8 protein-coding genes are annotated in these 11,992 nt (G+C 68.0%); 5 read left to right on the top strand and 3 right to left on the bottom strand.

What is annotated here, in order from left to right; translation table 11 throughout:
• Nucleotides 1-50 precede the first annotated feature (50 nt).
• Entirely contained in the window at nt 51-1,628 is a 1,578-nt protein-coding gene (locus tag AC1DOP_RS17965) for a methyl-accepting chemotaxis protein (RefSeq protein WP_477252557.1), read from the top strand.
• 91 nt (nt 1,629-1,719) lie between these two features.
• Nucleotides 1,720-5,115, top strand: a complete 3,396-nt coding sequence (locus AC1DOP_RS17960) for a S41 family peptidase (protein ID WP_477252555.1) — start codon at nt 1,720-1,722, stop codon at nt 5,113-5,115.
• Nucleotides 5,116-5,141: 26 nt separating this feature from the next.
• Here AC1DOP_RS17960 and AC1DOP_RS17955 read toward each other — a convergent pair whose 3' ends face one another.
• The 3 genes from AC1DOP_RS17955 to prpR form a co-directional block, all read right to left on the bottom strand.
• Nucleotides 5,142-6,320 (bottom strand): trans-sulfuration enzyme family protein, encoded by a 1,179-nt coding sequence (locus AC1DOP_RS17955; protein WP_442121704.1) that lies wholly within the window; start codon nt 6,318-6,320, stop codon nt 5,142-5,144.
• Entirely contained in the window at nt 6,317-7,702 is a 1,386-nt protein-coding gene (locus AC1DOP_RS17950) for a pyridoxal-phosphate dependent enzyme (RefSeq protein ID WP_477252553.1), read from the bottom strand. The genes AC1DOP_RS17955 and AC1DOP_RS17950 overlap by 4 nt, the downstream gene beginning before the upstream one ends.
• A gap of 94 nt (nt 7,703-7,796) precedes the next feature.
• Entirely contained in the window at nt 7,797-9,425 is a 1,629-nt protein-coding gene (gene prpR, locus AC1DOP_RS17945; protein ID WP_477252551.1) for a propionate catabolism operon regulatory protein PrpR, read from the bottom strand.
• A 111-nt stretch (nt 9,426-9,536) separates the two neighbouring features.
• On the opposite strand from prpR, the gene AC1DOP_RS17940 reads away from it, so the two are divergent.
• The 3 genes from AC1DOP_RS17940 (at nt 9,537) to AC1DOP_RS17930 (ending at nt 11,990) form a co-directional block, all read left to right on the top strand.
• The gene (locus AC1DOP_RS17940; protein WP_477252549.1) at nt 9,537-9,890 is read left to right on the top strand and encodes a DUF485 domain-containing protein; all 354 of its coding nucleotides are present in this window, start codon (nt 9,537-9,539) and stop codon (nt 9,888-9,890) included.
• Nucleotides 9,887-11,548, top strand: a complete 1,662-nt coding sequence (locus AC1DOP_RS17935; RefSeq protein WP_442121700.1) for a cation acetate symporter — start codon at nt 9,887-9,889, stop codon at nt 11,546-11,548. The genes AC1DOP_RS17940 and AC1DOP_RS17935 overlap by 4 nt, the downstream gene beginning before the upstream one ends.
• Before the next feature lie 76 nt (nt 11,549-11,624).
• Complete coding sequence (locus AC1DOP_RS17930; RefSeq protein WP_477252547.1) at nt 11,625-11,990, top strand: VOC family protein; 366 nt, start codon at nt 11,625-11,627, stop codon at nt 11,988-11,990.
• Nucleotides 11,991-11,992: the final 2 nt, after the last annotated feature.

Here is an 11,992-nt window from a genome sequence, read left to right as displayed (position 1 = left end):
TGTCATAATGCAATCCTATACTGGGCGGCAATTTAACCAGCATTGCTCCCATGCGACTTGCCAAGCTCCAGACCGGTACCAAGATCCTCGGCGCTTTCGCCGTCGTGTCCGCCGCCATCGCCGTCATCTGCGCCGTCGCCCTGTGGCGCATGCAGGCCGCCGATGCCCTGACCAGCGATCTCGTCAACAACCGCCTGGCCGGCCAGCAGCTGAGTTCCGAACTGCTCGGCGTGGCGCGCCTGAACGGCATGCGCGCCGTCGCCATCGCCCGCAGCGACAGCCTCGAAGTCGGCGACTATTTCCAGGCCCAGCTCGGCCAGGGCGAGCAGGAGGCCACCAGACTCGAATCGCGCATCGCGGCGCTGGCCACCAGCGCGGACGAGCGCAAGCTGCAGCAGCAGGCCGCCGCCGACAAGGCCGCCTACATGAAGGTGCGCCAACAGGTCTTCCAGGCCAAGGACCTCGGCAAGACCGTCGAGGTCGAACAGCTCGCATCCACCAGCCTCTCCGCCACCTTCGATGCCTATACCCGGGCGCTGGGGGCGCTGCTGGCCCACCAGACCCGCCAGGCCCACGCGCTGGCCGCGGCATCGGAAAGCGCCTCGCTGTTCAGCCGCGTCCTGCTGCTGGGCGTCGGCGGCGCCGCGCTGCTGCTCGGCGGCCTGGCCGGCTGGCTGCTCACGCGCAGCATCGTCGCGCCGCTGCAGGACGCCGTGCGGCTGGCCGAACGGGTCGCCCGCGGCGACCTCAGCGCCACCATCCGCCACGTGCGCGGCGACGAGATCGGGCGCCTGTTCGACGCCCTCAACCACATGACCGGCGGCGTCTCCGCCACCGTCGTGAAAGTGCTCGACAGCGCGCGCATGATCGACGACGCCTCGGCCGACCTCGCCGCCGGCAACCGCGACCTGTCGCAGCGCACCGAGCAGCAGGCCAGCAGCCTGCATGCCACCGTGCGCTCGATGGCCGAGCTGACCGAGGCGGTGCAGCAGAATCACGTGAACGCCCACGATGCCAGCGAACTGGCCCTGGCGGCATCCGGCGTGGCGCGCGAAGGCGCGGGCGCGGTCGAGCAGATGGTCGAGCGCATGGCGACGATCCGCCAGTCGGCCGCCAGGATCGGCGACATCACCGCGATGATCGACGGGATTGCCTTCCAGACCAATATCCTGGCCCTGAACGCGGCGGTGGAGGCGGCGCGCGCCGGCGCCGAAGGCCGCGGCTTTGCCGTGGTGGCGAACGAGGTGCGCAGCCTGGCCCAGCATTCGGCCGCGGCCGCCAAGGAAATCAAGAGCCTGATCGCGGAATCGCTCGGCGCCATCGAATCGGGCGCCGGGATTGCCGGCGCGGCCGGCCTGACGATGCGCCAGATCCTCGAGCGCGTGCAGCAGGTGGCCGACCTGCTGGCCGCCATCGATGCCGCCAGCTCCGAGCAGGCCGAGGGCATCGCCCAGGTGCGCCGCACGATCGCGGAGATGGACGAGGCGACCCGCCAGAACGCGGCGATGGTCGAGCAGGCCGCGGCCGCCGCCGGCACCATGCGCGCCCAGGCCGAGCAGCTGACCGGCGTGGTCTCGACCTTCAAGGTGAGGGAGCAGGGCAGGGAGGCGCGGCTGTTGCCGGCCTGAGGTCAACGCCACTCTTTTTTGCACGTATGCACGCCAACTAAGCGTTTCGCTATGGCAAACTCATGTTCTTTAGCAAACTTGCCTAGTGAACATGAACGTGTCCCGCACCCTCCTCGCAATGTCGCTGGCCCTCATCGGCCAGCAGGCGGTCGCCGCCGATCCCTATATCCGTTTCCCCGCCGTGCGCGGCGATACCATCGTGTTCACCGCCGAAGGCGACCTCTGGCGCACATCCATCGCCGGCGGCAAGGCGACCCGCCTGACCACCCACCCGTCGAGCGAAACCCATGCCGCCATTTCCCAGGACGGCAAGTTGGTCGCCTTCGTCGCTTCCTACGAGGGCGCCCAGGAAGCCTATGTGATGCCGATCGAAGGCGGACTGCCGAAGCGCATCACCTTCGAGAATGGCGGCGTGAGCGTGCTCGGCTGGACGGCCCAGGGCGAAGTCCTGGTCGCCATCGACAACCCGGTCGGCCCGAGCAAGCGCCGCGTGGTCGCCGTGCTCGATCCGCTCAAGCTCACGCGCCGCGTGCTGCCGCTCGCCGACGCCAACGACGCCGTGCTGGACGATCTGGGGCGCACCGTCTACTTCACGCGCATGGGCCTGTCCGAGACCCGCGACAACGTGAAATCCTACCGCGGCGGCGCCCATGCCCGGCTGTGGCGCTTCGACCTGGGTTCGAAGACCGAGGCCGAGCCGCTGTTCAAGGGCGAATCTCTTGACAATCGCGCCAACAACCGCCACGCCATGTGGTGGAACGGTCGCCTGTACTTCATCAGCGATGCGAACGGCGCCGACAATCTGTGGACCTCGCTCCCGGACGGCAGCGACCGCCGCCAGCTCACGCAGCACAAGGAATGGGACGTGCGCACCGCCTCGCTCGGCGATGGACGCATCGCCTACCAGCTGGGCGCCGACCTGCACGTGTTCGATATCGCGAGCGGGCGCGATTCGCTGGTCCACGCCAGCCTGGTGTCCGACTTCGACCAGCAGCGCCTGCGCCGCGTGAAGTCGCCGCTCGACGCCCTGACCGGCATCGAGGTCGCCAGCAAGCTTGATCGCATCGTCCTCACCGCCCGCGGCAGGGTGACGATCGCCGGCACCGGCAGCCATCGCCGCGTCGAGATCGCGGTGCCGGAAGGCGCGCGTGCCCGCGGCGCCGTCTTCAGCCACGACGACAAGTGGATCTATGCCATCGCCGACACCAGCGGCGAGAACGAGATCTGGCGCTATGCGGCCGACGGTTCCGGCCACGGCGAACGCCTGACGACGGACGGCGCCAGCCACCGCCTGGGCCTTTACCCGTCCCCGGACGGCAAATGGCTGGCGCACACCGACAAGAAGGGCCGCACCTGGCTGCTCGACCTGGCCAGCAAGGCCAACGTCATCATCGACGATGCCGGCCAGGCCGGCCTCGAGCGTCCGGACCAGGTGGTCTGGTCGCCGGACAGCCGCAACCTGGCCTTCGTGCGCGACGGCAGCAGCGAACGGCGCAGCCAGATCGGCATGCTGAACCTGGCCAGCCGCAAGCTCAGCTTCGTCACCACCGACCGCTACGAAGCCAGCTCGCCGGCCTTCTCGCCGGACGGTAAGTGGCTGTACTTCCTCTCCGCGCGCCACTTCAACCTGGGCAATGCCTCGCCCTGGGGCGACCGCAATATGGGCCCGGTGTTCGACAAGCGCGTGGGCGTGTATGCGCTGGCGCTGCAGCCCGGGGTGCGCTTCCCGTTCAAGCCGGAAGACGAGCTGACCAAGCCGGAAGAGAAGTCCCCGGAGGCGGCGGCCAAGGCGGCCGTGAAGTCGCCCGGCGCGGAAGAGGCGGATGCCGCCAAGAGCGCGGCAGTCGCCGCCGCCGCGGCGGCGGCGGAAGCCAGGGCGGGTGCCGACAAACCGGCGGCGCCGCTGCCTCCGATCGTGTACGAGGGCCTGCGCGAGCGCCTGTACGAAGTGCCGCTCGCACCGGGCAACTACAGCGCCCTCGCCGTCGACGACAAGCGTCTCTACCTGCTGGACGCCGGCGACGACGAGCGCGCCAAGGGCACCCTCAAGACCCTCGCCATTTCGCGCAGCAGCCCGCAGCCCGAAACCTTCGCCGCCAATGTGCGCGAATTCGGCCTGTCCACCGACCGCAAGCACGTCTTCTACCGGACTTTCGCCAAGGGCGCGCCGGGCGACATGCTGATCGTCGACGCCGCCGCCAAGGCGCCCGCGGATCTCACGAAGTCCAAGGTCAAGGTCGACGACTGGGCGGTCAGCTCGAACCCGCGCATGGAATGGAAGCAGATGTTCAACGACGCCTGGCGCATGCACCGCGACTTCCTGTACGACGCCAACATGCGCGGCATCGACTGGAACGCCGCGCGTACGCGCTATGCGCCGCTGGTCGAGCGCGTGACCGACCGCGCCGAACTGGACGACGTGCTGGGCATGATGATCGGCGAGGTCGGCGCGCTGCACTCGCAGATCCGTCCGGGCGACGTGCGCCGCGCGCCCGCCGAGGGCACGCCCGCCAGCCTGGGCGCGGTGCTGACCCGGGTGGCCGACGGTTACCGCGTCGACCACGTCTACCGCAGCGAGCCGGAGCTGCCGTCCGAGGCCGGTCCGCTGGCCGCGCCGGACGTCCAGGTCAGGGAAGGCGACATCATCACGGCCGTCAACGGCAAGTCGCTGCTGGAAGCGCGCGACATTTCCGACCTGCTGCTGGACACCGCCGGCAAGCAGGTGCTGCTGAACGTGAAGAGCCCGGGCGCCAAGGATGCGCGGGGTAAAGCTGAACTGCGCGCCGTCATCGTCACCCCGGTCACGATGGCGACCCATGCCAGCCTGCGCTACGCCGACTGGGAGCAGGGCAGGGCCCAGCAGGTCGACAGCGCCTCGAAAGGCAAGATCGGCTACCTGCACCTGCGGGCGATGGTGGCGCGCGACATCAACGCCTTCGCGCGCGACTTCTACGCCAACATCAACAAGGATGGCCTGATCATCGACGTGCGCCGCAATAACGGCGGCAACATCGACAGCTGGATCATCGAAAAGCTGCTGCGGCGCGCCTGGGCCTTCTGGTCTTCGAACGGCAAGCAGCCCTACTCGAACATGCAGAACACCTTCCGCGGCCACCTGGTGGTGCTGACGGACGAGCTGACCTATTCGGACGGCGAGACCTTCGCCGCCGGCGTCAAGGCCCTGAAGCTCGGCCCGCTGGTCGGCAAGCGCACCGCCGGCGCCGGCGTCTGGCTCAGCGACGGCAACGGCCTGCTCGATAACGGCATGGCGCGGGTCGCCGAGAACGGCCAGTTCTCGACCGATGGCGAGTGGCTGATCGAAGGCGTCGGCGTGACCCCGGATGTCGAGGTCGACAACCTGCCTTTCGAGACCTTCAACGGGCGCGACCGCCAGCTCGAGGTGGCCCTCGAGCTGCTGGAGAAGAAGATGAAGGAAGAGCCGGTGAAGCCGTTGAAACCGGCGGCGATTCCGGCCCTGAAGCGCTGAGCGCTCATTGAGCACTCATTGAGTGCTCAAACGGCGGCCAGCGCCCGCGCCAGATCGGCGCGCTGGTCGTCGATGTGCTCGATGCCGACCGACAGCCGGATCAGGCCGTCGCCGATGCCGAGCAGCGCCCGCTGCTCCGGCGGGATGGTCGCATGGGTCATGATGGCCGGGTGCTCGATCAGGCTCTCGACCCCGCCCAGGCTCTCGGCCAGGGTGAAGATCTCGCAATGTTCCAGAAAGCGGCGCGCCCCGGCCAGGTCGGTATCGAGGTCGATCGAGATGATGCCGCCGTAGCCGTGCATCTGGCGCCGCGCCAGCTCGTGCTGGGGATGCGAGGCCAGGCCGGGATAGAACACCCGGCTGACCTTGCGCTGGCTTTCCAGCCAGCCCGCCAGTTCCAGCGCATTCGCCGAGCTGCGCTCGACCCGCAGCGCCAGGGTCTTGATCCCGCGCAGCACCAGGAAGCTGTCGAACGGTCCCTGGATCGCGCCCACCGCGTTCTGGATGAAGCCGAGGCGCTCGCGCAGCTGCTGGTGGCGCGGCTCAAGGCCCACCACGGCGACGCCGCCGATCACGTCCGAATGGCCGTTCATGTACTTGGTGGTCGAGTGCACCACGATGTCGATGCCGTGCTCCAGCGGACGCTGGACGATGGGGCTGGCGAAAGTGTTGTCGCACACGCTGAGGACGCCGCGCTCGCGGCACAGGGTGGCGATGGCGTGCAGGTCGGCCAGCTTCAGCATCGGGTTGGTCGGCGTCTCCACCCACACCATCTTCGTTTCCGGACGCAGGGCATTGGCGACGGCCAGCGGATCGGTCAGGTCGACGTAGGTGAAATCGTGGCCGGCGCTGTGGCGGCGCACCCTTTCGAACAGGCGGTAGGTGCCGCCGTACATGTCGTCGCCGGCCACGATGTGGGAGCCGGCGGGCAGCAGTTCCAGCACCGCGGAGATGGCGGCCAGGCCGGACGCGAAGGCGAAGGCCGCGCCGCCGCTTTCGATGTCGGCCACGCAGCGTTCCAGCGCCCAGCGGGTCGGGTTGTGCGAGCGGCCGTAGTCGAGGCCCTTGTGCACGCCCGGGCTTTCCTGGGCAAAGGTCGAGGTCGCGTAGATGGGCGGCATCACCGCGCCGGTGGCGGGGTCGGGCGCCTGGCCGCCGTGGATGACGCGGGTGGCCAGATGGCGCTTGCTTTCTCTATCGTTCATTTCAATGTTCTGCGCAGGTGGTTGAGGAGGTCGAAGCGCGTGATCAGCCCGTAGAAATGATCGCCGTCCGCGATCACGGCGGTCAAGCCGCGGTCGAGAATCTCGCGCAACTGCTGCATGCCGGCCGAAGGCGGCAGGGTCTGCAGCTCGGAAGTCATGGTGCCGGATACCGGGGCCTGGAAGTGTTGCTGGTCTTGCGTCACGTGCAGCAGCAGGTCGGATTCGTCGATCAGTCCGACCAGGCGGCCCTTGGCGATGACCGGCAGCTGGGCCAGGTCAGCGCTTCGCATGCGGTTGAAGGCGGTCAGCAGCGGGTCGGTCGGGGACACGGTGACGACTTCGCCGTCGTCAAAGCGGCGCCCGATCAGGTCGCGCAGGTCGCCGGTACGCGGCCGGTGCAGCAGGCCCTGGTCGACCATCCAGCCGTCGCTGTAGACCTTGGTGAGGTAGCGGGTGCCGGTGTCGCACACGAAGGTGACCACGCGCTTCGGCGTGGTCTGCTCGCGGCAGTAGCGCAGGGCGGCCGCCAGCAGGGTGCCGGTCGAGGAACCGGCCAGCAAGCCTTCCTGGCGCAGCAGGGCGCGCGCGGTGTTGAAGCTTTCCTCGTCGCCGATGGAGTAGGCGCGGCGCACCCGCGACAGGTCGGCGATCGCCGGAATGAAATCCTCGCCGATGCCCTCGACCGCCCACGAGCCCGACACCTCGGACACGCGCCCGGTACGCACGTACTCGGCCAGGATCGAACCCTCGGGGTCGGCCAGCACGAATTCGAGCGCCGGCTGCACCTTCTCGAAGTAGCGCGACAGGCCGGTGAGGGTGCCGGAAGAACCGACCCCGACCACGATGGCGTCCACCTCATGCCGCATCTGTTCCCAGATCTCGGGACCGGTGGTGGTCTCGTGGGCCCAGGGGTTGGCCGGATTGTTGAACTGGTCGGCGAACCAGGCGCCGGGAATCTCGCGGGCCAGGCGCGCGGCATAGTCCTGGTAGTACTCGGGATGGCCCTTGCCGACGTCCGAGCGGGTCAGGTGGATCTCGGCGCCGAGGGCCTTCAGGTGCAGGACTTTTTCGGCCGCCATCTTGTCCGGCACCACCAGCACCACGCGGTAGCCCTTGATGCGGGCCACCAGGGCCAGGCCGAGGCCGGTATTGCCGGCGGTGGCCTCGACCACCGTGCCGCCCGGCTGCAGGCGGCCATCCTTTTCCGCGGCCTCGATCATGGCGCGGCCGATGCGGTCCTTGATGGAACCGCCGGGATTCTGGGACTCCAGCTTGAGAAATAACTGGCAGGGGCCGGTGTCCATCCGGGTGACCTCGACCAGCGGGGTGTTGCCGATCAGCGAAAAGATTGCAGCGGATGACGCGGGTTGCGCGGTTTCCATATCTCCTCCAAGGTGGCCAGGTCGTCAAAAAAAGACGAGCATAGGACGCCTGTTGGCATCCCGGCTTGGGGAAGATTAACTCTTTTGAGGAAAGTCAGGCGCCGGATTTCAGGCGCCGCCACAGCGTGGTCCGGCTGATCCCCAGGTGGCGCGCTGCGGCGTCGCGCTGGCCGCCGAAACGGGCCAGCACCTCGGCCACGCTTTCATGCGGCGATGGAAGAACGGCCGCGGCGGGCGGGGGAGCGGACGGGGCCGGAGCCGGCGAGGGCAGGGCCTGGCCCAGCTCCGGCGCTACCGACAGCAGGAAGGCCGGCGTCAGGGCCTGCAGCGGTTCGGCCGCCAGGAACAGCGCCAGCCTCTCCATCAGGTTGCGCAGCTCGCGCACATTGCCCGGCCAGGCATAGGCCTGCAGGAGCGGCGCGCAGGCGGCGATCTCGGCGGCCTGGTTCGGATGCGGACGAGCGCTGAGGGCCGCCATCGCGTTCTTCAGCGACCATTCGGCCAGCTGCGGGATGTCGGCGCGGCGCTCGCGCAGGGGCGGCAGCGCCAGGCGCAGTACCGCCAGGCGGTAGAACAGGTCGGCGCGGAAGCGTCCCTCGCGCACGCGGGCGTCGAGGTCGCAGTGGGTGGCGCTGATCACCCGCACGTCGATCGGCACCGGCCGCGTGCCGCCCACCCGCATCACTTCGCGTTCTTCCAGCACGCGCAGCAGGCGGGTCTGCAGGCTAAGGGGCATCTCGCCGATCTCGTCCAGGAACAGGGTGCCGCCGTTGGCCGCTTCGAACAGGCCGGCGCGCCCGCCGCGCCGCGCACCGGTGAAGGCGCCTTCCTCGTGCCCGAACAGCTCGGATTCCAGCAGCGACTCGGCGATCGCGCCGCAGTTCACGGCGACGAAGGGACGCAGGGCGCCGCGGCGCGGACTCTCGCGGTGGATGGCCTGGGCCACCAGCTCCTTGCCGCTGCCGGTCTCGCCCTGGATCAGCACCGTGGCCGGCGAACGTGCGTACAGCACCACGGCCTGGCGCAGCCTCTCCATCGCCGGCGAGTCGCCGCGCAGGTCGTTCAGGCCGCGCCGCGCGCGCCGCGGATCGGGGCTGCCGCGCCGTCCGCGCCCCGCTTCCAGGCGGGTCAGGCGCGCCATCTCCAGCGCATCGTCGAAGGCCTGGCGGATCGAGGCCGCCGAATACACGAACACCGCCTTCAGGCCGGCTTCCTCGGCCAGGTCGGTAATCAGGCCGGCGCCGACAATCGCCCCGATCCCGTCCGCTTTCAGCTCGTCGATGGCGGCGCGCGCATCCTCCTCGGTCACATAGGTGCGCTGGACGATGGACAGGCCGAAGGTGGCGGCGAACTCCGCCAGTTCCGGCATCGGCTGCTGGTAGCTGATCACCGCGACCCGCGGCGACAGGCGGCGCGCCCGCGCCAGCGCCTGCATCACGTCGCTGCCGCTGGCCTTCGCCACCACCACCGGCACCGAGACCCGTCCCTTCAGGTAGGCGGCGTTGGAGCCGGCCGCGATCACGACGTCGCAGTGCTCAAGCGCCATGCGTTCGCGGATATGGCGCGCGGCGTCGTCGAAGCCCAGGTGCAGCGGCTCGATCTGGGCCAGGTGGTCGTATTCGAGGGTGATGTCGCGGAACAGATCGGACAGGCGGGACACGGAAACGGTCCAGATCACAGGCTTGTCGAGGCCCTCGTGCAGGGTGCGGGTGGGATGACTCATATCGCAAGTGTAGTGGAATCCGACCCATGCCGTAAGAATCGGGTAAGGACCGGCCCGTAGGATCGCAAACAGCCTGCATAAAAGGCATCACTAAAAGTATTGGAGACAAAAGTGGATCAAGACATTGTTCAACGGGTCAAGAGCGACCCGAATTACCAGAAGCTGGTCAAGACCCGCTCCCGCTACGGCTGGATGCTGACCTGGGCCGTGATGGTCGTGTATTACGGCTTCACCCTGCTGAACGCCTTCGACAAGGAATTCATGGGTTCCCGCATCGGTGCGGGCGTGATGTCCTGGGGCGTGCCCCTGGGCCTGTTCGTGATCCTGTTCACGGTCGTCGTCACCGGCATCTACGTGCGCCGCGCGAACAAGGAATTCGACGCCCTGACCGACGCCATCCAGCGCAATGCCGCCGCCGGCCAGCCCGCACAGACCAACCAGCCGAACAAGGTGCGCGCAGCATGAAGAACCTGATCCGTAACGCCAGCGCGCTGGCCGTCCTGGCGGCCGCCAACGCCGCCATCGCCGCGCCCGACCTGGGCCAGGCCACCAAGCAGGCCACCAACTGGACCGCGATCACGATGTTCGCCGTGTTCGTCATCCTGACCCTGTTCATCACCAAGTGGGCCGCCAAGCGCACCCGCTCGGCGTCCGACTTCTACACTGCGGGCGGCGGCATCACCGGCTTCCAGAACGGTCTCGCCATCGCCGGCGACTTCATGTCGGCCGCTTCTTTTCTGGGCATCTCGGCCGCGGTGTTCGCCAACGGCTTCGATGGCCTGATCTATGCGATCGGCTTCCTGGTCGGCTGGCCCGTCATCACCTTCCTGATGGCCGAGCGCCTGCGCAACCTGGGCCGTTTCACCTTCGCCGACGTCGCCGCCTACCGCTTCGCCCAGAAACCGGTGCGCATGTTCGCCGCCTCGGGCACCCTGGTCACCGTGCTGTTCTACCTGATCGCCCAGATGGTCGGCGCCGGCCAGCTGATCAAGCTGCTGTTCGGCCTGGACTACAGCATCGCCGTGGTGCTGGTCGGTATCCTGATGATGGTGTACGTGCTGTTCGGCGGCATGACCGCCACCACCTGGGTCCAGATCATCAAGGCCGTGATGCTGCTGGCGGGCGCCTCCTTCATGGCGTTCTCGGTGCTGGCCATGTACAACTTCAGCCCGGAAGCGCTGTTCGCCAAGGCCGTCGAAGTGCACGCCAAGAAGGACTCGATCATGGGCCCGGGTAACTTCATCAAGGACCCGATCTCCGGCATCTCCTTCGGCATGGCGCTGATGTTCGGCACCGCCGGGCTGCCGCACATCCTGATGCGCTTCTTCACCGTCCCGAGCGCCAAGGAAGCGCGCAAGTCGGTGCTGTGGGCCACCACCTGGATCGGCTACTTCTACATCCTGACCTTCATCATCGGCTTCGGCGCGATCGTGCTGGTCGGTACCAACCCGGCCTTCAAGGATGCGGCAGGCAAGCTCCTGGGCGGTAACAACATGGCGGCCGTGCACCTGGCGAACGCGGTCGGCGGCGACGTCTTCCTCGGCTTCATTTCGGCCGTGGCCTTCGCGACCATCCTCGCGGTGGTGGCCGGCCTGACCCTGTCGGGCGCCTCGGCCGTCTCGCACGACATCTACGCCACCGTCATCAAGAAGGGCCAGCCGGCCCCGGGCAGCGAACTGCGCGTCTCGAAGATCACCACCATCATCCTCGGCATCATCGCCGTGGGCCTGGGCTATGTGTTCGAAACCGTGAACGTCGCCTTCATGGTGTCGCTGGCCTTCGCGATCGCCGCCTCGGCCAACTTCCCGGTGCTGTTCATGTCGGTCCTGTGGAGCAAGTGCACCACCCGCGGCGCCACCATCGGCGGCTTCCTGGGCCTGATCACGGCCGTGGGCCTGACCGTGCTGTCGAAATCGGTGTGGGTCGACGTCTTCCACAACAAGACCGAGATCTTCCCGTACACCTCGCCGGCCCTGTTCTCGATGATCGTCGGCTTCGTGGGCGTGTGGCTGTTCTCGATCACCGACAAGAGCCCGCGCGCGGCGATCGACAAGGCTGGTTTCGAGGCGCAGGAAGTGCGTTCGGAGACTGGTATCGGCGCCGCCGCCGCATCGGCACACTGATCCGCCGCTGCTGTACACTGAACCCGAAAGCCGGTTTCCGGCCTTCGGGTTCTTTATTTGGGAAGGGGCGGGGAAGATGATACCGATACTGGTCGTGCGCGACATCCAGGAAGCCATCGCCTTCTATACGCGCGTGCTCGATTTCGAGCTGCGCTTCAGCTGGCCCGGGGAATCCGCGTGCTACGCGGGCCTGGCCAGGGGCAAGGAAGAGCTGCACCTGAACCTGACGCCCGGGGAAGGCCGCTTCGGCCATTCCAGCGTCATCGTCCTGTGCGAGGACGTGGATGCCCTGTTTTCAGGCTTCGTCGCGCGCGGATTGAATCCGCCCACCCGGCCGGATTCGCCGGTGCACGCCGGCCCGCTCGAGCAGACCTGGGGCACCCGCGAATTCTACGTCGACGACCCGAGCGGAAACACGCTGGTCTTCCAGCAGCGCCGCTGAAG

This window comes from Massilia sp. 01N410, from assembly GCF_056399665.1.
The sequence above is the reverse complement of the archived record's forward strand: the minus strand, read 5'-3'. Positions and strand labels throughout refer to the sequence as shown.